22 protein-coding genes and 1 other annotated feature are annotated in these 24,641 nt (G+C 34.5%); all 22 genes read right to left on the minus strand.

Translation table 11 applies throughout. From position 1 onward, the window contains the following. Positions 1 to 20: 20 nt before the first annotated feature. The 22 genes from IGL42_RS09700 to IGL42_RS09805 all read right to left on the minus strand — a co-directional run bounded on the left by IGL42_RS09700 (position 21) and on the right by IGL42_RS09805 (position 24,577). Positions 21 to 752 (minus strand): HAD family hydrolase, encoded by a 732-nt coding sequence (locus IGL42_RS09700; RefSeq protein ID WP_010710626.1) that lies wholly within the window; start codon positions 750 to 752, stop codon positions 21 to 23. Positions 753 to 894: 142 nt separating this feature from the next. Continuing rightward, on the minus strand, positions 895 to 1,122 hold the full coding sequence (locus IGL42_RS09705; protein WP_002362220.1) for a hypothetical protein: 228 nt from the start codon (positions 1,120 to 1,122) through the stop codon (positions 895 to 897). Between the two features lie 87 nt (positions 1,123 to 1,209). Next, on the minus strand, positions 1,210 to 1,860 hold the full coding sequence (locus IGL42_RS09710) for a diphthine--ammonia ligase (protein WP_002370467.1): 651 nt from the start codon (positions 1,858 to 1,860) through the stop codon (positions 1,210 to 1,212). A gap of 662 nt (positions 1,861 to 2,522) precedes the next feature. Then, positions 2,523 to 3,335 carry an ABC transporter permease gene (locus tag IGL42_RS09715; protein ID WP_010710627.1) on the minus strand — a complete coding sequence of 271 codons (813 nt, stop codon included), beginning with the start codon at positions 3,333 to 3,335 and terminating at the stop codon, positions 2,523 to 2,525. Continuing rightward, positions 3,335 to 4,720 (minus strand): ATP-binding cassette domain-containing protein, encoded by a 1,386-nt coding sequence (locus IGL42_RS09720; RefSeq protein WP_002397124.1) that lies wholly within the window; start codon positions 4,718 to 4,720, stop codon positions 3,335 to 3,337. Before IGL42_RS09720 ends, IGL42_RS09715 begins: the two co-directional genes overlap by 1 nt. Further along, entirely contained in the window at positions 4,704 to 5,843 is a 1,140-nt protein-coding gene (gene glf, locus IGL42_RS09725) for a UDP-galactopyranose mutase (protein WP_002359687.1), read from the minus strand. Before glf ends, IGL42_RS09720 begins: the two co-directional genes overlap by 17 nt. Before the next feature lie 58 nt (positions 5,844 to 5,901). Further along, complete coding sequence (gene cpsH, locus IGL42_RS09730; protein ID WP_002387128.1) at positions 5,902 to 6,300, minus strand: lipoprotein CpsH; 399 nt, start codon at positions 6,298 to 6,300, stop codon at positions 5,902 to 5,904. A gap of 17 nt (positions 6,301 to 6,317) precedes the next feature. Then, positions 6,318 to 8,771, minus strand: a complete 2,454-nt coding sequence (gene murB, locus IGL42_RS09735) for a UDP-N-acetylmuramate dehydrogenase (RefSeq protein WP_010710628.1) — start codon at positions 8,769 to 8,771, stop codon at positions 6,318 to 6,320. A 26-nt stretch (positions 8,772 to 8,797) separates the two neighbouring features. Beyond that, positions 8,798 to 9,649 carry a casular polysaccharide biosynthesis protein CpsF gene (gene cpsF, locus IGL42_RS09740; protein ID WP_002367100.1) on the minus strand — a complete coding sequence of 284 codons (852 nt, stop codon included), beginning with the start codon at positions 9,647 to 9,649 and terminating at the stop codon, positions 8,798 to 8,800. 23 nt (positions 9,650 to 9,672) lie between these two features. After that, the gene (locus IGL42_RS09745) at positions 9,673 to 12,183 is read right to left on the minus strand and encodes a glycosyltransferase family 2 protein (protein ID WP_002401895.1); all 2,511 of its coding nucleotides are present in this window, start codon (positions 12,181 to 12,183) and stop codon (positions 9,673 to 9,675) included. 69 nt (positions 12,184 to 12,252) lie between these two features. Then, complete coding sequence (locus IGL42_RS09750) at positions 12,253 to 13,719, minus strand: glycosyltransferase family A protein (protein WP_002397122.1); 1,467 nt, start codon at positions 13,717 to 13,719, stop codon at positions 12,253 to 12,255. Between the two features lie 18 nt (positions 13,720 to 13,737). Next, on the minus strand, positions 13,738 to 14,907 hold the full coding sequence (locus IGL42_RS09755; protein WP_010710630.1) for a CDP-glycerol glycerophosphotransferase family protein: 1,170 nt from the start codon (positions 14,905 to 14,907) through the stop codon (positions 13,738 to 13,740). A gap of 472 nt (positions 14,908 to 15,379) precedes the next feature. Next, positions 15,380 to 16,180: a phosphatidate cytidylyltransferase gene (locus IGL42_RS09760; protein ID WP_002397120.1), complete on the minus strand. Its 801-nt coding sequence runs from the start codon at positions 16,178 to 16,180 to the stop codon at positions 15,380 to 15,382. Then, the gene (locus IGL42_RS09765; protein ID WP_010710631.1) at positions 16,177 to 16,992 is read right to left on the minus strand and encodes an isoprenyl transferase; all 816 of its coding nucleotides are present in this window, start codon (positions 16,990 to 16,992) and stop codon (positions 16,177 to 16,179) included. Before IGL42_RS09765 ends, IGL42_RS09760 begins: the two co-directional genes overlap by 4 nt. Before the next feature lie 347 nt (positions 16,993 to 17,339). Continuing rightward, positions 17,340 to 18,158: a MetQ/NlpA family ABC transporter substrate-binding protein gene (locus IGL42_RS09770; protein ID WP_002362228.1), complete on the minus strand. Its 819-nt coding sequence runs from the start codon at positions 18,156 to 18,158 to the stop codon at positions 17,340 to 17,342. 14 nt (positions 18,159 to 18,172) lie between these two features. Continuing rightward, positions 18,173 to 18,859: a methionine ABC transporter permease gene (locus tag IGL42_RS09775; protein ID WP_002356640.1), complete on the minus strand. Its 687-nt coding sequence runs from the start codon at positions 18,857 to 18,859 to the stop codon at positions 18,173 to 18,175. Beyond that, positions 18,852 to 19,889 carry a methionine ABC transporter ATP-binding protein gene (locus IGL42_RS09780; protein ID WP_002356639.1) on the minus strand — a complete coding sequence of 346 codons (1,038 nt, stop codon included), beginning with the start codon at positions 19,887 to 19,889 and terminating at the stop codon, positions 18,852 to 18,854. Before IGL42_RS09780 ends, IGL42_RS09775 begins: the two co-directional genes overlap by 8 nt. A gap of 113 nt (positions 19,890 to 20,002) precedes the next feature. Beyond that, positions 20,003 to 20,250, minus strand: a binding site (T-box leader). Between the two features lie 53 nt (positions 20,251 to 20,303). Further along, positions 20,304 to 20,618, minus strand: a complete 315-nt coding sequence (locus IGL42_RS09785; RefSeq protein WP_011109554.1) for a glycine cleavage system protein H — start codon at positions 20,616 to 20,618, stop codon at positions 20,304 to 20,306. A gap of 5 nt (positions 20,619 to 20,623) precedes the next feature. Continuing rightward, positions 20,624 to 20,983: an arsenate reductase family protein gene (locus IGL42_RS09790; protein ID WP_002359675.1), complete on the minus strand. Its 360-nt coding sequence runs from the start codon at positions 20,981 to 20,983 to the stop codon at positions 20,624 to 20,626. Between the two features lie 24 nt (positions 20,984 to 21,007). After that, positions 21,008 to 22,195, minus strand: coding sequence for an FtsW/RodA/SpoVE family cell cycle protein (locus IGL42_RS09795; RefSeq protein WP_002356636.1), 1,188 nt, complete (start codon positions 22,193 to 22,195; stop codon positions 21,008 to 21,010). 243 nt (positions 22,196 to 22,438) lie between these two features. Continuing rightward, entirely contained in the window at positions 22,439 to 23,875 is a 1,437-nt protein-coding gene (locus IGL42_RS09800; protein ID WP_002380625.1) for a helix-turn-helix domain-containing protein, read from the minus strand. Next, on the minus strand, positions 23,876 to 24,577 hold the full coding sequence (locus IGL42_RS09805) for a bacterial Ig-like domain-containing protein (RefSeq protein WP_002356634.1): 702 nt from the start codon (positions 24,575 to 24,577) through the stop codon (positions 23,876 to 23,878). Positions 24,578 to 24,641 lie beyond the last annotated feature (64 nt).

A 24,641-nucleotide genomic window follows, 5' to 3' on the forward strand; every position in this document is an offset into this window, starting at 1 on the left:
AAAAATCCTGAAAAGACTCGTCATCTTTTCAGGATTTTTTTATTCTTGGTATTTTCCCATAATTCTTGATAAGGTATTTCATGGATATCACGGAAATAGGCTACTTCAAACTTTTCAAAATCAGTTGACTGGCAGTTGCCGGTTAAAACACCAATTCCTGCTTTACCATGACAAGTTCCCATGAAAACATCCACGAGCGAATCACCTACCATAATTACTTCTGTCGCCTTCAATTGACATGACTGACAAAAGGCTTGGAGCATGTCCGCATCTGGTTTCGGTAAGTAACGATCTCCTGTCGCAATAAAATCAAACATTTCTGTTAAACCAAGATATTCCATAATCAACATAGTCGCTGGCAAAGTATCTGAAGTTGCTAATCCAATTTTATAGTTCTTCCGTTTCAGCTCAAGAAATAACTGTTTTAAATCACCAATTGGTTCAATCTTTTTCAGATTTTTTCGTAAATAATCATAAAAAAATTGCTCTAGCCATCGACTGCTGATTCCCTGTTCGACTAATTCCTCAAATTGCGCCAATTCCTGATAAAGTTCCTGATAAAGGACTTCATCAAGTAAATGTTTTTGCAAAAAACGTTGCTCCTGAATAGCTAATATCTTTTTTATTTCTGCTGAATGATGAGGGGCTAACATACTTAGTGTTTCAAAACAAGCTTGCAAACCTGCTTGCCAAAGAGTGTCAAAACGAATACACGTACCATCTTTATCAAATAAAATTCCTCGATTTTCCATGAAAGAACACCTCAAAACGTTTGCTTCCTATTTGTTTCTTCAAGTATACTAATCATTTATTTGATTTTGATATTCTTTTTGTATCATTTGTGTAAAAAAATATAAAAAAACAACGAATTTAGAAAAATTCGTTGCTTTTTTATTAATCAATCACTTTTTTCACTTTGAATTCTTTTGTTTCAGCAGACGGTTCTGTTTGATCAGCTAATTCAAATAAAATATGGGTACCATTTTCTTCATCTTCAACGATAATCAGTTTTCCTGGAATCTTTCGAGTATCTTTCGCAATTTGGGCTTCTTTAATTAATTCTTTTTGATCTCTTTTTGAAGCAAGGGCATTTCCTAAATTAAAAAAGACAGTTTCTTCCATAATTAACCACTCACTTTCTCTACTTTTCTTAAGTCAATTATAGCATATCCCTAGAAAAAGTGGCAGCTTGTGTCCTTTTACTTTCATTTAAGCATCAATAATCAAAGAATAAGCATAAGGACTTTCATAAATTCCTGAAGTATAATAATTGAGCCTCTTTTTAAATAGCGGGCCGTCAATTACCAACGTATGGTACTCCCCGTTTTCTCCGCAAATATCTAATTGATGCTCTTTAAGGTACGTGATAAATGTTTCATCTAACGGTTCTCCTAAAAATTTTATTGGAATACCTGCCTCTTTGCTGACCGTTTTGATAATTGCTGTGTACCCTTTTGCCAAGAATTCTTTCACAAGTGCTTCGCGATTCTCCTGCCAAAGAGGTAATTGTGGTTCAAGTCCAGCACTTAACGCAACTTGGCGATCCCAAGCACCATTTTGTTCAATATCTATATCGCCAAAACAAACCGTTTCTGCACCTAATTTTTTGGTTTCCTGCAGTGCCTCAACCACTTTTTCTGTGTAATTTGTTTCATTGTTATGTGATATAACAAGTGGTAAATCTAACGCTTCGGCTGCTGCTTCTAAGACGGAGATTGGTATGCCGTGAAACCAAGAACGATTAATTTCATCACTTAATGTTGTCACTAACGCAACTGGCTGATTTCCTGCTTGTACCAATCGATCCATCGCCAATAAACAATCTTTACCAGAGCTATAACTTAAACAAAATTTTTTCATAAACGTTCCCTCTTTTCTCTATGACTATACCTCAAAACAATACATCCGTATACATATTTATTATTTAAGTATAACTAATACTGAATAGTTATTTAAATCAAAACATGGTATAAAATAGAGGTAAAGCAAGCTTTATTCACTTCTTTATATCTCTTTTCAACGGATGATCAGCTGGCGAAAACCAGCTGATCTTTTTTTCAAAAAACACAGCTATCTTTTGCAGTTTTCTTTTCCTCATGTTATAAAGAGATAGTAGGAAGCATTTATTCACTTCTTTACAAATCTATCTTAATCTTAGACAGTCGGCGGAAAACGGCTGTCTATTTATCTGGAAAAATTATGAACTCGTCAGCTAGTGGTCAGTTGACGAGTTTTATGTTATAATATTTAGAACACGAAAAATATTTTTAAACGAACCATTCAATTGTTTTGATGATTTTATTCAAAACTGGCGTGTCTAGAGAGATACAAGGATGTATTAGAGGTAGGGAATACATCGCTTAAATGAAAAATACTTGAATACTAGAAATAGTCTGATCCAACTTTAAAATAATAATATTGATTCGTTAGATAGCCGTCTCTTTAAAGAGACGGCTATTGTCAATTAAAGAGTAAAACCACCGTATTCTTGTCAGTATACGGTGGTTTTACTTCTTCATATATTACATATAATCAACAAATTTGCTTCTGAACTTAACATGTAAATGAGCCCCTACGATAAATATTACTAATGTTGTTAGCCAAAAAACAATAAGCTGGGGCTTATCTTCAAAAAACCATCTTTTATAGAAAAATGTATCTCGAAATCCATTAATAATATATGCGTAAGGATTCAACATAAGAATTTTTGATAACCAAGACGGTAAATTCTTTGTACTCAAATCCCAAAAGACCCCTGACATATACATTAATACTTGGATAATAGAATTCAAGAAAATTTGATAATCCCTAATTAATGCAGCAATCGTTGAATTAATCAGACTAAAACTATATAAAAAGATAATCATCGATACAATATAGTAAGGTAGCTGAATCCAATAAATAGAAATCTTTTCGCCTGTCGAAATTGACACAATTGCTGCTAACGTAGTGAATGCAAAATAACTTGGTAACTCAGAAAATATTTTAACCATTGGCAAAATACTTATTGGAAACTTCATTCTAGAGACCATGCCAACTTGCATATAAACAGAACTAGAAGCTTGTTTCGTTACTGTACTTAAAAAAATCCATGTACTTAATCCTACCATCAACCAAGCGATATAGGATACTCCTCCTTTTACGGTTCGAGCACCACCAAGGGCAATCCCAAAAGCAAAATAATAGACACCTAACTGAATTAAAGGACTTAAAATTTGCCATAAATTTCCTAAGATGTGGCTTTGATATAATGCTTTATTACTGTATTTAGCAATTCGTTGTGCAACGCCTAAGTATGAAAACTGTTCAGCTAAAATTAATTTTACCTCGCGCATTATTCAGTCACCTCTTTCAATTTCAACACTTGTCCAGGATAAATAGGTACCTCAATGATTTCTGGATTCAAAGTTTGAAGTTGTTCTATAGTGAGTCCGTGATTTTCAGCAATCAAACTGACTGAATCTCCAACTTCCACAGTATACGTTGACACAGCTTGTTCGCTATTATTATTTTCTGGTACGTTCGTTGGGCTAGGCTGAACTTCCTCCTGCTGCCTAGATTCTTTTGTTGAAGCTGGTTTAGTTTTAGTCGTTTTCACAGCGTTTGTATCCTTCCCTGCTACTTTCTCAGGAACAAATATACGTTGAATTGTTTCCGCTGGATGAATGAAAGCTGTTGTTAATGAAATACCTTTTACAAAGGTAAGACTTACATAAAAAATCATACAAAGTAGCAAAATTAACAAGCTCTTCGTACCAAGAGTCATTTTATCTCCAATTTTATTTTTAGTAGTAAATTTAATGACTTCTTTAGTCGTCCGGCGACTGCCTACTTGTTGATTGGCTTTTTCAAGAATTGTTTCTTGAAGTTGTTCCAAAGAAAAATTTCTCTGTTTGGCCTTGCCATCTCTCTGATACGATTCTTTTTGCGGTTCAGTGAAATGATTATAACGGTGCAAGAAAGCACGATATTCCTTTAAAATATGCTTAGTTTCACCAAATGCACGTAGGTCACCATAATGCATCCAAGCTACACGATCACAAATTTGCTCTACTTGTTGAATAGAATGAGAGACAAAAAAGATAGTTTTGCCTTGCTCTTTAAATGCAAGCATTTTTTTTAAGCCTTTATTATAGAAGGTTTGATCTCCTACAGATAACGCTTCATCGATCACTAAAATATCTGGATTTTGATGAACCGCAATTGAAAAACCAAGCTTAGCACGCATACCGCTAGAATAAGTTTTAACAGGCTGGTCGATAAAAACGCCTAATTCTGAGAATTCAATAATATCATCGATTTTGGCATCAATTTCTTTATTCTTTTCCCCCAACATTAAACATTTCATTCGAATGTTTTCTCGTCCTGTTAAATTATTATTTAGTCCTGCACCAATCGAAATAATTGAAACTTCACCATTTATTTCAAGTTCTCCTGACGTTTGAGGAGTGATGCCTGAAATAATATTTGATAAAGTGGATTTGCCTGAACCATTTAAACCAATAATACCAATTGTTTCTCCAGAATATACGTCGAGGCTAACACCTTTTAACGCCCAAAATGTGGGAACTTTGTTTTGAAAAATACTAAAAAGTGTCTTCAATTTGTCAATACGTGTTTGCGCTAAACTGTATTCTTTGGTAAGTAATTTTGTTCTAACTTTCAGTTCTTTTTCCATTTGTTCCTCCGAGTCTAACCGTTCACTAGTTGGCCATTTCACCAAATTCTTTAGCGACTGCCTTCAAAGCTGCTCCGAAAACTTGGTCCATATCATAGTATTGGTAATTGGCTAACCGTCCACCAAAAATAACTTTTTCTTGAGCGTTTGCTTTTTCTTTGTATTTTCTAAACAAAAGTGAATTTTTCTCATCATTAACAGGATAATAGGCTTCTTTTGAACGATCCCAATCTTGTGGGTATTCTTTCGTCAAAATCGTTTTGTTTTCATCGGCCTGTTGATCAAAATGTCGCCATTCCATTATCCGTGTATAGGGGGTTTCCGCATCTGTGTAATTAATTACGGCATTGCCTTGTGCATTGTTTGAATCTACTGTTTCATTTTCAAAACGTACTGAACGATATTCTAATTCGCCATAAGAATAATCAAAGAATGCATCAATCATCCCTGTATAAACAATTTTTGGAAACTCTGATAAGTAAGTTTCTTTCTCTGCCAAAAAGTCTTTATTCAATTGAATATCAATTAATTCACTCTCTAACAATTTATCAAACATAGCTGTGTAACCGTCGACAGGTACGCCTTGATAGCGATGGTTAAAGTAATTATTATCAAAAGTAAAACGAGTTGGCAAACGGCGAATAATAAAACTTGGTAATTCCGTAGCCTTACGTCCCCACTGTTTTTCTGTATAGCCTTTAATTAATTTTTCATAGATATCCGTTCCTATCAAACGAATCGCTTGTTCTTCTAAATTTTTTGGAGCTCCTTTAATTCCAGCTGCCTCCCGCTGCTCTGAAATTTTTGCTTGTGCTTCAGCTGGTGTTTTTACCCCCCACATTTGGTAGAACGTGTTCATATTGAATGGTAGGTTGTAGAGCTCCCCTTTGTAATTAGCAACTACTTGATTGATGTAGCCATTGAATTCCGTCAATTGATTGACATAAGACCATACTTCTTTATTGTCAGTATGAAAAATATGGGCACCATAGTCATGGACATTAATCCCATTTTCTTTATGTGTATACATATTGCCACCAATATGAGCACGTTTCTCAATAACTAATACTTTTTTTCCTCGTTTAGCTGCTTCACAAGCAAACGTTGCCCCAAAAGGTCCCGAACCAACAATTAAATAGTCATAATTTTTCGTATTGTATTTCATTTACTAACTTCTCCTAACAAAGTTACTTTCAATTTATTTCAAACACCAAATGCATTATTTATTTCTTCACTAGAGTAGCCAATACTTTTTTCCCAACGCCTTCTTTTGTGTAAGAATATAAGTTGATTTTTTCGTTATCTTTTTCTATTTTATAAACTACAAGTGATTTCAAATTTTTTCCCTTTAAAATCACAATATTATCATTTGTAGTCGAAACATCATAAATACGTTTGCCATCCAATGTCCACACATTATCTTTAACAACTAATGTTTTCCAATCCCAATTAGCTGTTACTTGATACTCTCCATTTGTAATCAAAGGTTGTTCTGAATTAGTACTTTTGGAAATAGTTGTCTCTTGGTTTTCTGAATATTTTTTACTGATGTAATATCCTGACCAAAAACCACAACCGATACCAATTGCTAAAGACACAATTATTGTGATTATTTTCTTCATGTCACACACTCCCCTGTTTATTTAAAAGTTAAACTTGCTTCCCACATATTTGCACCTAAAATTCTCACTTCTGGTTTTAATAAAAATCCAGAAAATTCATAAACTTTTGCAATAATTAAATAAATTAATGCTTCATAGTCTTGAGCAGAGGCTTGTTCAACATTGATAAAGAAACCTGGATGTTTTTCAGATACTTTTACTCCGCCAATTCTAGTACCAACTAAGCCAGCTTGTTGAATTAATCGAGGCGCCCGTCCCCAAGTAAAAGTTGACCCATGATTTGGATGTGTTAGTGGGTGCATCCTTTCTCTAATTTCGACAGTTCCTACCATGTCATTTACCATGTTTTCTAAATTACCTTCTGAAATCTGTAATTTAGTTTCTAGAATAATCCACTCAGGATGATCCATAAATGAACTATAGCGATGACTAAATTGAACATCTTCTTTATTTAAAACTTTAATTTCTCCATTTTCATCTACGATCGTAGCTTCAAGAAACATACTATTGATATCCTTAACTGTCCCAGCATTCATATAAACTGCGCCACCAATGGTTCCTGGAATATTATCTGCCCATTCTAAACCGCATTTCAAGTGTTCTAGTAGATAATAAGATGTTTCAATTAAGCTTGCACCTGCCGAAACTGTTAAAACATTCCCCGTAATTTTACGATAATTCAAGGCAGTCATATTTAAAGTAATCCCACGGATACCACCATCACGGACTAAAATATTTGAACCTTTACCGATAACAGTTAAAGGAATCTGATTATTTTTAGCATATTTTACAATTAAAGCAACTTCTTCTATCGTTTTTGGAAAAATTAAAAGGTCTGCTGGACCACCAACAAAATTCGAAGCATATTCTTTTAATTCACGACCTACAAATAACTCTAAATCTGGTAATTCTTCTAAAAGATCTTGTTTCCACGAACGAATTCTCTCATTTTGCACAATTTTCATAATTAATTGTTTTCTTGTTAAAAGATTCTCGGGAATTGCTAATGCTTTTTTTTCTGTGCCTTGTTTCGGTTTAGGCTTAGGTTTTTGTATCGGATGCAAATACATAACATGTTCGATTTTTTCATCTTTCACATATTTACCGACGATTCTAAAAGGACTGAACGTTTCCTTTCCCTTAAACTTTTCACGATTAAATCTTGTAGTGACTTCACGATGATTATTCATAAAAATTAATTCTTTATCTGTTAGCTTCCAAAAGCTTTCATTAGGGTTGGAATTTTTTATCGTACCATTTGGCGATAAAACAATTGCTGCGGAAATCGGAACAGTTGTTTTAGCTCGATAAAAATCCAAAGGTTTATTGATAATATATCGTCTAAATTCATCATATACTTCGTCTTCATCTGGGCTAAATTTACTTGTCAACGCATCGGTTAACCACTTATCTGAAATCTCTTTTTCTCTAGCAATCTTTCCAGCGGTCTTTTGATAGTCAAGTGCTAAACTAATATTTTTATTTTCTTCAATTTCTTGTTTTGTGTTTTGCTCATAGACACGTCTAGTTTCGCCAAGCTCAAACAGTTTCATCAAGCTATTAAAGCGGTCAATTCCACGTTGTTCATTATAAAAAATTGAAAACGGTTTTTGGAAAATAGTCGCAAAAACAGTGCCATGAAACGAATCAGTAATAATATATTTTGCTTCTCGATAAACAGATAAGAAATTTTCTGGCGTATCTTCAGAAACATATTCTACTGTATTAGGAAACGTTTTTTTCGCTAGTTCACGTCCTTTTAAAGGATTAGGCAAGACCACTAATTTCAGTCCCAATTTTTCTGCGATCGCTAGTGCTACACGAACTTTTTCCTTGTTAATATCCAAGAAAAAGACAGCCATATAATCTCCTGATTCTTGTCGTTTAAACGTAGCTTGATCAGCTAAAGAATCATATTCACTTCTTTCAACAAGATAGGTTGGATCCAAAGCCTGAATAACTTCTTCTTGAAAAATATCTTTCATAATTTGTACAGAAAAATCTTCTCTCATAGAAACATGATTAAACTGTGTAATATCTTTTTTGCGGTTTGCAACCCATTTGGGATCATATTTACTTGTATCTGCTTTTCCTAATGAAACAGAATAAGCAATTGTTTTATTACGAGGATAAACAAAATCTAAGAAATCATCGTCGTCTACCCAACCATTCCACGGATTCCACATTTGATCAGAGCCTAAAATAAAGGTATCTAGATTTTCTAAATCGTTCAATGTCGGTAACGTTTCTTTTGTTAATTGCTCAGTATAGGGCATATTATTTTTCTTAAAAAAATTATACGCTAAAGGCATCCATGCTCGAAAGTTACTTCTGTTTTTATAACCTAGTGGTCCATCAATCATTACCGTCTCGTACCCTTTATTCTGTACATATTTGTTTAGAGCATAGTATGTTAAGATTGATCCATAATTTTGGTTATACCACCAGCCCATAATTGCTGCTTTTTTCATTTTTCCGCTCCTACTTTCTCTGTTACTTAATCAAATAAATAATTATTTATTAACGCTAATTGTAAATGAATACTTTCCATTATCGTAAGGCCGTGTATACCAATTGTATTTTCAGAATCAATCATTAATTCTAATTTTTTCAAGGTAAAACCATTAGATAAGGGGTAAATTTTCTCATACATTTTTTTATTTGCTTCAGAAGCAATCACCGTAATGTTTTCTAATTCATAGTTTGACTGTTCCATCTTATCTTTTATTCGGTTTGAAAAATCCATTTCTACGAAATCAAACATTAACTGGCGATCTATTCTACCATCCGCGCTGTTTACCCAAGGCTCTCGATCAATTACAGGATCTACACTAACTGTTTTGTAATTACCTGTAATACCTAATAATAACGCTCCCGTTCCGCCTCTAGAGTTTCCATAGAAGATTATATCTTGATGCTTCAGTCCAAATTCTGTTTTCTTTGCTTCAATTAAATCCAAAATTTCTTGCTCAAATAATGTGTAATAGGATCCTGACACAAAGCCAACATCAGCTATTCTAAGAATGATGGTATTTTTTCGAACAGATTGAGACAGGGTATTCCATTGTCTCAATCCAAAATATCTTTCTTTGGCACCAGAGTGTCCCACTCCATCCGCAGGAACAAAAAGTACTACCATCTTCTTACTTAGTAATTCATTAAATTCTGGGATTTGGATACTATAATGAATATTTCCAAATTTTTCCAGACCAATAGACAGAGTATCTAGAGCAACAAAATTAAGTTGATCATTTAAAATTCCATCAACTGTATAACCTTGTAATGCTTTTGCCTTTATCAATTCTTTCTCTTCAGGATGATTATCTAAAAAATTCCATAAATCGTTCATTTTTAATCTCCTTTAAAATCTTTCTATTTCAACAACCCTTTTGCTTTTTTAAGACTTTTTGATACAGCTTTTTTAATTGTTGTAGGTTCATTTCCTTCAATTTTATTGATAGGTGTTAATTCGTTACCAATACTTGTCATTGTATCTTGGATATAGCCTTGGTTTTGTCGAACGACACTAAAATGTGTTTCCCCTTCTCGAGAAGTCAAAATTCGAACATTGTAATCAAATGCTGCATATTTTTGAGTATAGCCCGCCCAAATTGTAAAAACATTGTCTACGAAAGTATAATACATATTTTCTTGTAGTAAGGTATAGCCTTTTTCCCACTCGGCTTGTAAAACAATCGATTTTAAAGTAGTACCTTCTTTTTTAATTAATAAAGATACTAATAAACTATCATGAATTATTTTTGTATTGTCACCCATATAAACGAAATCAATCACTCCGCTGGCATTGCTTGTATCGTTATCTGCAATAATAATTGAAAACATTTCAATTGCCGTCCCATTCCCCTGGGTCTTCTCTTGTCCAAAAATTACTTTACCTCCACGCTCTTGAATATGAACATTCGGAATAATGAAGGTTTTTTTCATCCCAAAATCTTTATAAATATTTTGATATATTTCTAGATTGTATTGTAAAATATTTTGGATTCGTGTGATACGCTCTACTTGTTCTGGATCATTAGAATATTTTTCTTTTTTCACTAAGTCTAGCCCTAGCTGTTGGATGTATTTCTCTTTTAATTCTTGATAGAAACGTTCTTTAAATGCTTGATCAACACGATTCATGTCAAAAATAAACCAGTTTAATGTATTAATAATTTTTAACCGATATGCTTCAATTCGATTTGGAGCATGTTGTTTTAAGTACTCCAACATTTTGTCATGTAAATTGAACTCATCACGATAATTCATTCCATACGTAGACATCAAGCCATCTTGTCTAACAATTCGAGTCAGCAAATATTTGTTTAGTGCAACAATTTTTTCGGTACCTAATAATGCTGTATAAGTGAAATAAGCATCCTCGCCAACAAATTGTTCTAAGTTTACCAAGTTATTTTCTTTGATGTATTCTAATAAAAATAATTTGTCATATAAATAAGGAGTTACTTCATCCAATGAAATTTCTTCACCAGACATACGTCCACCATTAGTTAGTAATGGATTGTGAACAACGTGCACTTCTCCATTTGGTAACTTTTCTTTCATGCCAAATAACAGAATATCTGTTGCACTATCATATGCACGATAATAAGCGTCTTGTAATAAATTCGCTTCAAAATGATCATCTGCATCCAGAAATTGCAAATACCGTCCTCGTGCCATCGAAATGCCCACATTTCTTGCGTGTCCAGGATTACTTTTGCCAATAGAAATCCCCGTAATTCTCGGATCTTTTACTGCAAATTCGTTAATAATATCCATGGTATTATCTGTAGAGCCATTCTCTACTAAAATGATTTCAATCTCACGTAAAGACTGCTCACAAACAGTTTCTAATGTTTGTCTTAAATATTTTGAAGCATTGTGAATCGGCATGACAACACTAACTTTATACAGATTTTTCAAGTAGTCCTCATAATAAGCTGCTGGATCATTTGCAATTTGATAAAATTGTTTGATGTATTCAAAATCGATATCATTCAGCTGGTCTATTTCTATAGCTTGTTTAAAATCTACAGCTACCTTTTGAATCACTTCATAAACCGACTCGTCACGTAAATGTGTTAGTTTTTCAATCGCCCAAAAGTATTTTTCGAACATTTGTTTATAAAAATAACCTTTGTAGCGTTCAAATTTATTTTGTTCAATTAAGTTTGAACGAATTAGTTTAAATTGTTGAAACAAGAAAGGAACCTTTGTTGCCACATTATTTACTGTCGAATTTGGGTTGTCTTGTCTATAAAAATACAAACAATCTTTAATAAAAATAACATTCTGAGATGCTGAATTGATTTTCCAAAATAGACCAGTGTCCCCATAACTTTTAATTTCCTCATCCCAAGTTACGTTTTCTTTCTCAATCATACTTTTTTTATAAATGGCATTCCATGGATAAACTTGTACAATTAAATCCGTCGTTTTTAAGTCAATCAATTGATTGTATTTATCGGGATATTGCCATAATATATCTCGCTCAACCTCTTCTTCAGAAGAAAATTCAACCCAATTACAACGGACAACATCTGCATGATGACTTTTAGCCGTATTGTATAAACGCTCATAGGCATGCAATGCTACATAATCGTCACTTTCAAATTCAGCAATATACTCACCTTTTGCTTCTGAAACACCCAAGTTAAAGGCTTTTCCAATTCCCCCATTTTTAACATTGAAAACGCGAAAACGTGGATCATCTTGTGCAATTTCTTCAATAATTTTTTGACTATTATCAGTAGAGCCATCATTAATAATTAAGAATTCAATTTCTTTCAATGTTTGGTTTTTCAAACTCATTAATGCCTCTTCTAAATAGGTTTCTACGTTATAGACGGGTACAATGACTGACACTTTCACATTTTCCATAAAACAAATTTCCCTCACTTATCATTTATAGTTGTATACTCAAAATATCCTGATTTAAACGGACAAAATTTAAGCAAAAAACTTACTAAAATCTTTAACCCCAATTTCTAAATAATTATCAAAAACTATCGTAAATCTACTTTCTTTATTTGAAAATTTTTCTGGCAACTCTACCTGATAACTAGTTTCACTAATTTTTTTAAACGCCAGCCTCTGTCTTGTTTCAAAAGGATTTTTCAGCTCTTTTATTTCAAATCCTGTAATTTTTTGGTGTGTATACACATTTAAAGAAAGCATATTGCCTTCACGTTGCGTTGCTTCTGCATAAGCATTCATGCGAACTGCTGGGAATCGTTTCAATAATCTTGGATAATAATAACTTCTCTCTGTTTTTGAAACATAACCAAAGCGATTGACTAACACCCAACGAATGGACTGACATTGAATAAACCAATACAAACCATCAATATCGTTAGTTTGTAAAAATGTCCAAATGATTTGGCGCACATCACTTCTAAAATACGGGCTAGGATCAAAATTTAATTCACCTAAATACTGATCCATCTGTACTTTAAAGTCTTGTAATCGCTTTTTACTGAATGGATACCCAGTATCCCTCCGAATACAAAAGTCATAAATTAGCCATTCTAAACGGCGTGCTAACATCCGTTCTTTAGACAAATCATCTGGAAACTGTTGATTGATATAACTTAACGCACGCAACCAAGAAAGCATAAATGTCCGATTAATTGATTTGCTTAAACTTTCATTATCTGCATCTCGATTTAAATAAGTCGTTAACCTTTCCCCTTGTGTAATGGTTTTTGAAAATCGCATGGCTTCATAAAAGAACAGCACATCATCAGCCACCCGTTGATTAACAAAGTGTAAATTATTATTGTGTATCAGTGAAGTTCTTAACATGATAGCTTGCGGTCCTAACCAACCATAAAATTCAGCTGGCAATTCTTGGATAGACCGATTTTTAAATGACCCATCCACATAATATGGCTTACTTTTTAACATTAAGTGGCCATCCGTACTCTGTATTAGACCAGAAACAGCAAAATCATCGTGAGAGTCATCTAGTAGATCTGATAAATATTTCAATGCATTTAAATCATACCAATCATCTGCATCTAAGAAGACACTATACTCACCACGTGCATTTACAATCCCTACGTTTCTTGGGCCGTGAGCGCCTCCAGTGTTTTCAAGTAGCTGATAAATTTCAATATTCGGATATCTTTCAAGATATGGCTCTATTACTTTTAACGAATGATCTGTGGAACAATCATCAATAAACATCACTTGCAATTGCTCGATCCCAATGGTTTGTTGAACAAGAGAATCCATCATCTTTTTAAGATATGGTGCATTATTATAATTAGCAATAATGATTGAGACTTTAGGATTTTTTGATATTTTTTCTGAAGAAAACAGCTTAAATTGACTTAACTCCTTTTTCCACGTTTCAGTATCTAACATATATTGATACTCTTCATATTCTTTTTGGACTTCTTTTTGTTTTTCCAACCTACACCCTCCGGCTTTTTATCTCTTTAAAATTTCTGAAATCAGCTGTCTAGTGGCATCCTGATTTTCAAGGCAAAATTCACGAAAAAACTGCACATATAAACGTTGTTCCTGTTCCGTTTTAGAAAACAATACGTTTTTTACAGACGTTACTAGGCTATCCGTATCTGTCACAATTTTCCCAGGCAAAATTGCTGTTGGGTCAAAATAGAATCCCCTTGTACTATTTTGATACTTTTCCTTATCATACATAAAAAATAGCATCGGTTTTTTTGTTAATGCAAAATCAAACATAACCGATGAATAATCTGTAATTAATAAGTCAGCGATTAAATAAAGTTGATTGATATCTGGATAAGAAGAAACATCGATTACACGTGAACCAAATGCACTTATATCAAAACTTTCTGCAATTAAATAATGTAATCGTGTAAGTATTACAATAGAAGAATCAATTTCTAAAAGTTGTTCAACTGGCAAATGATTGGTAAAACGATAGGCTCCTTTTCGGATAGACTCATCATCGCGCCACGTGGGGGCATAAAGAATAATTTTTTGATTGGCTGAAAGGCCTAACTGATTGCGAACAGAAAAAGCTATTTTGTCCTTATTTTCACAAACTAACAAATCATTTCTCGGATATCCTACTTCTAATATTTTCCCTTCATAATGAAAGGCCTGTCGAAACACTCTAGTACTGTATGCATTAGGTGAGATGAGATAATCCCAACGCTTTGCTTCTTGAATAACTTCTAGTTTATAGCTCTCTGTTTCATGCTCTGGCATTTTGACTGTTTCAATATCTAAGCCCAGTTTCTTTAGAGGGGTCCCATGCCACGTCTGTATATAGATTGTTGTTTGATTCTTATACATCCAAGCTGGCATCCGCGTGTTAAAAACCCAATACTGAGCTCTTGGCATCAACCATAGCCATCTCCAACTTAATCGTTTGACGAAAGGAACATTCTCTTCCACAAAAGGCATCTCATATCCTTTTTTGACTGCCCAAATACATTGATATTCAGGACAGTTATCTCTTATGTACTCAAAAATTGCACGTGGATTATCACTATACTGTCTTCCATGAAAACTTTCAAAAATAAATAACTTCTTTTTAGGTAGTTTACCTAAAAAGAAAAAACAAGCTTTTACGGCTTGGTGCATACTATTCTCTAAAAATTTTTTCATTGAATTAATCCTTTACATTAGATTATCAAAAATATAATCCTAATCTATAATTTTGTATGAAGAACGCGTTCACAAATCTCTAAATTCTCTTCTCTTTACTTGCTTAAATTTATGAATAACTCTCACCACGATTGAACAAGCATGTAAAATACATTATTTTGCTTTTCTTCTTTTAAGTATAAATTTATCTATGCTAAACGTCAATGGCTTTATTGAAATAAACATTCCAGTGTTATTCGATTGTTATAATTTAATTTTTAACAATCGACTTTCCCTCTGAATGTTCAGATATTTAACATCCGATCACCTATTTAATTTTTAGAAACTTTAGCCGCCTTTATACAATTACTCTTATAAATTAAATAACTCACAAGGTACCTAAACTAACCCAATAAACAGCAAAAATCCAGAAGAGAGACTCTTCTGGATTTTTGCTTATTTAACGATACTTTTTTAAATTTTGTTAATCAATTTAAAATAATCCACATAAGTGCATAATTGGGAAAACAAATAATAAACTATCAAAACGATCTAAAATACCGCCATGTCCTGGCAAGATGTTACCAGAGTCTTTCACGCCATAATGACGTTTGATAGAAGATTCAACCAAATCACCGAATTGCCCTACTATAGAAAATAGAACCGTCAATACGAGCATCACCGGCATTGGATAAGGAAATAGCCCTTTATTAGCTGTGAAAACTAAAAACAACGCTGCTACAACCACGGCTGATAAAATACCACCAAGTGCACCTTCTATTGTCTTGTTGGGTGAAACATCTGGCATCAATTTATGACGACCAAATCGGCGTCCAAATAGATATGCACCAATATCCGTTGCCCAGACAATGAATAAAGCAAATAACAAGACTTCAAAACCTGCGGAACGGGCACTAATAAAGTTCTGGAACCCCATCCCTACATATAAACTGACAATAACTGGAAAGCCAGCTTCTTCAATCGTATATGTATTTTTAGAAATCACCGAAGCACCTAACAACAACATTACAGTGACATAAAATAAAATGAAATTTGTTTGCATTTCCGGCAAAAAGTTTAACCACTTAATTGTTGGGATAACTAAAAAAACGGCCCCTAATGCTGATAAAATACCTTCAAAACTTAATAACGTTAATCCTTTCATACGGAATAACTCGTACACGCCGACTACTGCCAAAGCAACAGCGGCAATCTCAATTGCAAAACCACCATACCAGATAATTGGAATAAAGATGATTAATGCGACGATAGCTGTGATGACACGTTGTCTCACTGCGGATCGCTCCCTTCTGTTTCTGTAGTTTCTTTTAGACCTCCAAAACGACGATTACGATTTTGGAAAGAAGCAATCGCGGTTTCTAAAGTGTCCCCTGAAAAATCAGGCCATAATGCTTTTGTAAAAAACAACTCGCTATAAGCAATTTGCCATAGCAAGAAATTACTAATTCTCTCTTCCCCACTTGTTCGAATCAACAATTCTGGATCACGAAGTTCCGTGGGTAAAAAGCCAGTCATTAAGTGATCTGCGATCGTTTCTTCTGTAATCTCATCTGCCGTATATGCTTTTTCTGAAACCTCTGCAGCAATCTGTTTCATGGCAGTTAGTAGCTCCGCACGCGCCCCATAATTCAAAGCAAAGTTCAAAACCATGCCCGTATTGTCCTTGGTTTGCTCAATGGCCCGCTTAACAGCATCTTGCGTATGGCTTGGTAGAAACTCTTGGTAGCCCATTACATTGACTTTAACATTTTCCTTAATTAATTCAGGCACGAATGTATCAAAAAAATCAACAGGCAATTGCATTAAGAAATTGACTTCATCTGTTGGTCTCTTCCAATTTTCCGTTGAAAATGCATAAAGTGTTAAAACTTTAACGCCTAAATGACTAGCATGCTTCGTTATTTTTTTAACCGTATCCATGCCTTCTTTATGTCCGGCAATTCTCGGCAGTCTTCGATTCTGTGCCCACCGGCCATTTCCGTCCATAATAATGGCAATGTGCTGCGGAATTTGGCCTTCTTTATCAAAGGCGTACTGGCTTGGTTCTTCTACATATTTATTTTTTTGCGGAAAAAAACGTAACATCTTTTTCCCTCCATTCCAAAAAATCTATCTTAATTATTATAACAATAACTAATGCAAATGCCTATGCATAGTCCCTGAATTTTCCTGATAATTAAGAAATTCCTTGTAACTTTATCATTTATAGTCCTTTTTTAAAAGAAAAAAACTTAGACTTGGCAAGTAAATCAACATGATGTATCTGCCTAGCTCTAAAATTTTAAATAAACAACGGGACAGGAGCAGCTTCTTCGGAAATAAGCTGAACGTCCTTGAGAGACAAAAAGCATCTTTCAGAACTTTCTTCTTATTTCTTGAAGCTTAACACGCCTGTCCCGACCTCAAGTTTTTATTCTATTGTCTTTTTCTTTTTATTCATTGACTGGAACAATGGCACCGTTCCATTTTTTCGTAATCCAATCTTGGACTTCTTTGCTACGTAACACTTTGACTAATTTTTTTACATTTTCGTTGTTTTCGTCTTCTTTACGAACCGCAATAATATTGGCATAAGGTGAACTTTCTTTTTCTAAGGCAATCGCATCTTTTTTCGGATTTAATCCTTGATCCACGGCAAAGTTTGAGTTAATTAAAACCGCAGCCCCTTCTTCATTGTCATAAAGAGTGGTCATGATTGCTGGATCACTTTCATGATTGAATTTCAACTTTTTAGTATTTTTATCAATATCATCGAAAGTAGCAGTTGTCCGGTCTACCCCTTCTTTCAGCGTGATTAAACCAGCATCTTCTAAAATCGTTAAAACACGTGGCCAATCTGAAACGGAAGAGCTAACGTAAATCGTTGAATCATCAGGAATTTCTTGTAACGATTTGTATTTTTTCGAGTAAAGCCCAACTGGTTCTAAATGAATCGCACCTGCATTCACAAAGTCATAATCATTTTCTTTAACCGCTTCATTAAAGAACGGCACATGTTGGAAATAGTTGGCATCGATATCACCACTTTCCAACGCCTTGTTAGGTAGCACGTAATCTGTATAAGTCGTCACTTCTAATTTTACGCCTTCTTTTTCTAATAAAGGTTTTACATGTTCTAAAATCTCTGCATGCGGAACTGGTGAAGCCCCAACTTTCAAGACCGAGTCATCACTCTTTTTATTGCCGCAAGCCCCTAAAATTAAGACAGCTACTGCTACAGTAATTACTGACCATAATGTACGTTTTTTCATCTTATTCCCTCCATTTATCGTTTATCTATTTTTTTAGCGACTGTATCCCCAAGCCATTGAATCGCAAAGACAATAATTAAGATACAAATCGTTGCTACTAAGGTAACTGTATTTTGACCACGTTGGAAGCCATCTTGATACGCCAAACTTCCTAAACCGCCCGCTCCAATAGCAGCCGCCATTGCAGTGTAGCCCACTAAAGAAATGGTTGTAACGGTTAAGCCAGAAACAAGTGCTGGCAGACTTTCTGGTAATAGCACTTTCCAAATTATTTGGAAACGATTGGCCCCCATTGCTTTGGCTGCTTCAATCACGCCTTTATCGACTTCACGAAAAGCAATTTCGACCATGCGAGCATAAAAAGGTGCTGCGGAAATAATCAATGCTGGTAAGGAGCCTTTGACACCAGACATACTCCCTAAAATAATTTTTGTAAAAGGAATTAACAGAACGATTAAGATAATAAACGGAATCGAACGGAAAATATTTACAAAAATGGCCACTAGCCAATACAGTAATCGGCTCAAAATCCCTTTTCTGCCTGACGTTTCAAAAAGTAGTAGTCCTAAAATCAGCCCTAAAATGGCGACCACTATGATTGAAATCCCTGTCATATAAAGTGTTTCAATCGTTTTTTCTTGTAGTTTACTTATATCAATTTGGGAAAAATCAAAGAAACTTGCTAAGCCACGATTATTCATTTCCAATCACCTCTGTTTCTACACGAAGTTTACGTAATCCTTCAATGGCTGCTAGAATATTTTGCTCTTCGCCTAATAATTGAATATAAAGAGAACCCACTGCACCCTGCTTTGTTTGCTGAATGTTCCCTTGAATAATACTAACTTCTACTTGATATTCTTGGACAATATGCGAGATAATTGGCAATTTCGCTTGTTCACCGTGGAAAAGCAGGCGAACAATTTTTCCATTCGGATATTGTTCCAACATTTCTTCAACAACCAGTTCCGTTTCTTCAATGTTTTTATCCGCTTCTTGTTGGATAAAGCGTTTCGCAATTTCTGTTTGAGGCTTTTTGAAAATATCGATCACTTTACCTTCTTCAACAATTTCACCATATTCCATCACAGCTACGCGATTACAAATTTTACGAATCACGTGCATTTCGTGGGTAATTAATACAACCGTTAAATTTAATTCTTGGTTGATTTTTAGTAGTAATTCTAGCACTTCATCAGTTGTCTGCGGATCCAAAGCACTCGTTGCTTCATCACAAAGCAAAATGTCAGGATTGTTAGCTAAGGCACGGGCAATCCCCACTCGTTGCTTTTGCCCACCAGAGAGTTGACTTGGGTAGGCGGTTTCCCGTCCTTCTAAACCAACCAACTTGATTAACTCTTCTGCGCGGCTTTTCCGATTTTGTTTTGGAACGCCAGCAATTTCCAATGGGAGCATGATATTTTCTAGGACCGTCCGTGACCATAATAAATTAAAATGTTGAAAGATCATCCCAATTTTTTTACGGAAGTTTCTTAGTTCTTTATTTGGCAACAATGCAATATCTTGTCCTTGAATTTCTACTTCACCTTCTGTAGGTGTTTCAAGTCCATTCAATAGGCGAACCAACGTACTTTTTCCTGCACCTGAATAGCCAATAATGCCATAAATATCACCTGATTCAACTGTTAAATCAATATCTTTTAAAGCCGTGACTTTACCCGCTTTACCGGAAAACTCTTTTTTTACATGACGTAATTCAATTAATGCCATTTTGTTCTCCTCTTCTTTCTGTTCTACTTTCTTATTTTGAAGGTTTCGCACTTTTTATGAAACGAATTTGCTTAATAAAAACAAAAAAACTTCCATCCTTTTGCTATTACAGCAAAAAGGACGAAAGTTTGTCATTTCGTGATACCACCTTAATTCGCTATTATTTCTCAATAATAACCTCATACGGTACTTGATTCTTCGCATACCGTTGGCTGTAACGGGCGCCCCGTAGTAAGTTCACTGCTTCGCTCACTTACTCTGCTCAAAGACCATCTTCCATCTTAAATCTGTTACCCATTCTCAGCAAACAGGGCTCTCTTCAAACGTCCTTAACATGTACTCTTCTTTTCAAAGCTTTCTTTTGATTAGATTGAGAAAATTATAGCAATAATCATTGGCCTTGTCAACGTAAGACTAAAGATTTTCAAATTCTGTTGGTTCAACATCTGCTAAAACAGCAATCCAGGCATTTTCTTCATCTAATGCACTTGGCTCTTGATCAGCCGCTTCATTAATCGCAACTACCTTACCAGATAATGGACTACTGAATTCACTGACTGCTTTTTCTGCTTCTAATTCAATTAAAGAGTCACCTTTAGCTAATGTTTGTCCGACTTTGGGAAATGTCGCAAAAGTAATCTTCCCTAAATCCTCTTGGGCTTCGGCGGTTAAACCAATTTTATAACCTGCTTCTGTTGGTAAGATCCATAATTGATCGATTTGTTTCATTTCACTCATTTTCCAAGCACTCCTTCGTAATCTGCTTCTTTAAAACCATTCGTTAGAAATGTATTGTCTTTTAAGAGAATTGGACGCTTAATCAACATGCCATCCGCAGCTAAACGCTGACTTGCTTCTTCAATAGAAAAACTGTCAACAAGATCTTTTAAGCCTTGTTCTCTATATAAAACCCCGCTTGTGTTAAAAAAACGACGAACAGGCAAGCCGGTCTCTTTCATCCATTTTGCTAATTGTTCACTACTAGGCGGTGTTGCTTTAATATCAATTGCTTGGTATTTAACGCCTTGTTGGTCTAACCACGCTTTCGCTTTTTTACAAGTTGAGCATTTAGGATATTCATAAAGTGTGTACATTTCTATCCCTTCTTTCTTCTTTCTTTAACGACCACTTCTGGTACGAACCGTTTCTTGTTGGTAACGCATGGACATAATTAAGCCCACCCCAATCATGTTACCTAAAATGGAAGAACCACCTTGACTAATAAACGGTAATGGAATCCCAGTTAATGGTAGTAAACCAATATTCGCTCCAATGTTTTCAAAAACATGGAACAAAATCATCATGATAATTCCTGTGGCAATGTAGGCATAGAATTCATTATTTGTATCAAAACAAACGCGAATCATGCGGTAGATTAAAATAAAATACAACAAAATAATGAAACAGCCACCAATAAAGCCAAAGTTTTCACCAACAACTGTAAAAATCATATCTGACTCACGAACAGGGACATACACATCACTCACGTTAAAGCCTTTTCCGAAAAGGCCCCCAGAACCAATTGCTGTTAATGCTAGCGCTGGTTGGAATGAGCGATCTGGATCTGTATGGAAAGGATTTAGCCATAAATCAATCCGATCAAATTTATAGGCTTCGACCCCTAACTTAGACAATAAATCTCTACCTGTTTCTGTTGTAATCAAGTAAATAGTTCCTGCCCCCACTAGAGCAGCTAAAATAAAAACTGGCACAATAATTTTCCAAGTAATGCCAGACATTAAGAAAACTCCCCCAAAAATGGCTAAGAAAACTAACATCGTCCCGAAGTCTTTTTGTAAAAGTACTAAAACAATTACCGGAATCGCCACTAATAGCATTTTAGCGATTAGCCAAAAGTCGCTTTTGAGTGTTCGGTCCACATATTTAACATTATGCATGGTCACTATATAGGCCAACATCAAAATAAACGCAATCTTCATCAATTCCGATGGTTGGAATGTGGTGCCACCAAAGCGAATCCAGTTTTTAGAACCTGTTTGCTCTGCTAGCACGGGGTCATAGAATTTCAGTAGTAATCCCATTAATACTAATCCAAGTGCATAAAAAACGGGCGTTAACCGCCAGAGTAATTTTGAGCTAAAATGCATAATAATGACAATACTTAATCCTCCGACTAAATACCACAGTCCTTGTTTCATTAACAAGCTACCAATTTTAGGTTTGCTTGGATCATTGTAAAGCGCTACGTAAAGCGATAGCATACCAATTAGTGATAAAAGAAAAACTGGTAATATCACGCCGTAATCAATTCGACTATCTAAATTTGTTTTCTCTTTTCTATTCATTCGTCATCCCTTTTCCTTTGTTCATACGTTTTTTATTATATCTTTCTCACAGAAGAAAAGAAAGGAATTCTACTATATTTGAGAAAAACTTTAGAGAATTGGTCCTTCACTAGCAATTTTTTCTTTTTCTTCAATCCTATTTGGCTTTTATTTAAAATTTTTTACATCAGTGATAATGAGAAAGTTTACTATAAACATTCAGTAACAAAAAACAGTCGCAACTAAAACACGTTGCGACTGTTTTTATTCGCTTTTTCTTTGTTTCGTTTGTTGTAGCTCTTTATTAATTCGGACAATTTCGTTGCCAAAATTTTGCCAGTCACTGGCTCGCGGGGGCGCTAGCCAAATTAAACATTTTACTGAAAATAACGTTTTTGGTAAATAATCCGAAACTACTAAATCAGTATCTGGTCGAATCGCTGAATGAAAGTGAATGCTGAAAGATTCGAATATTTTGATTTGTTCTTTGATAAACTGAGTATATTTTTCTCCTTGCGTAAAATTCACATAAAGATTGATCGTGCTTTTTTCATTCCTTTGGTCATAAAGACGGGATAACACTAATAGCAAATCAAAAAATAAAGAAAGCTTACTAAACTCAAACGCCGAGCAATCCAACGCAAATAAAAACTGACGACAGCTATTAAAAACAATTGGGTAGCGTTCCTGAAAAAATTCTAAATCCATAATTCGTAAGGTGATATCGATGAACGGCGTAATAAAACGATGTTGATAAATAATCGGAACAATTTCTTGATAAAATTCTTCGTCCGAAATTGTAAACGGCATATAAGAAAAGAATAATGTTTTCGTAGCCGTAATTGCCTCATTGTGAGAACTCAGCAAATGTTCCGAAATAAGTTCACTTTGATAGACCGATAAATTGCCGATAATCCCTTGAATTTCTGCGTTTTTCTCTGCATGAGTCGCCTTCATCACTTCGTTGATCCAACATTGAATTTCTTGATAAATCGAACTTTCTTCGTCAAAAACGAATGGATTTTCTTCTTGGGATAAAAAATAATTAGCTTTTCTTTGCGTTCGTTCTAACGCCACCAATACATAATGTTTAAATAAATGAAAATTAGTGATATTTTCATAAGAGCCTTTCAATTGAGCCAATAATTGGTTCACTGCGCGAAGATCTGTTTGATTATATAATTCTTCAGAATCTTTGTAAATTCGGTAATAAAGCATAGTAAAATATTGTCTAATCGCCATTTCATTGCCGCTAAGTTGTAAATTTTTGGATAACTTAATACCGTATTGACCTAATTCTTTCCGGATATGGTCAACAATTTTGTATACAACCGTTCGACTCATCCCGTGCTTTTCACCGTATTTTTTGATTGAGGTAAACTGATGAAAGAAAATCGTTTTTAATAGATTAAATTCTAACGAGTCTTTTAAATAATATTCTTCAATAATACTTGAAGAAATACGAAGGCTTTGAGATAACAAAATTTCATTATTTTTTTCACTGATTTCCATCTCATTAATCAGACCAAAGCGTTGCAAATCTGCATTGATTTCTGTTATGTTCCGTTCTAGCAAATAAGGAGAAATAGCTAATTGCTTACATAAACGATCTTTTCGTTCAGAAAATGAATATTGTTGCTCTAACTTTCTAATAATCGCTAATTTTAAATTTTCCCGATCATCTAATAACAAGAATTCCATTTAAACTCTCCTTGTTCCATACAAAAGTGAGCCTGACAGGAAGCTTAAAGTGGTGCCAAATTGAGAGGACCCACTTGCCGCTCCTCCAGTAATTTCCACTGGGGCTATCGTATCTATTTTTTTCAACAACTCATCATTTAACAGCACCTTTTTATTTACTCGTTCCTGTTCAATTTTATTTTTCTTTTTCTCCTGTTTTGTTTGTTGCTCCTTGTCCTGTCTCGAGGCAATAATTGGTCTTTCTGGGCCAATCATTGCTTGACTATAAGGAAGCTCTGCAAGCATATTCCCCTCTGCAGCAAAATTAGTAGGGTTGACATACACCTTCGCAATAGAAAGGTATGACTCGTAACGGAAGGTTACAAAATAAAGGCCTACTTTTTGAGTATTTACATTATTTTCTATAATTACATTTTCTAAATTTAAAGGGCGACCCTCTTTATCTTTTAGAAAAACGACATTGTCTAAGGGTGACCATGCTTGATTAACTCCTAAAAACGTGTCTTTTAATTTAAGTTCCGTTTGATTTTCTTTGACCGTAATGGTTGCTGTTTCAATTTTGCCATCCACTTCATAAGTCACGGTGTATTTGCCTGGTGTTGTCGCTTCGTTTGCATAGCTATTCACTGAAGCAATCAACATTCCTGAAGAAAGAAATAAGGCTGTGCCGATACTACCATAATAAATAGTTCGCTGGTTCATCTCGTTTATTATTCCTCCAAACTATTTCATAAAAATAACTATCTTAACAGAAAAACCTGCTAAT

The sequence above is a fragment of the Enterococcus sp. DIV0712 genome, assembly GCF_050554855.1.
GTDB lineage: Bacteria > Bacillota > Bacilli > Lactobacillales > Enterococcaceae > Enterococcus > Enterococcus faecalis.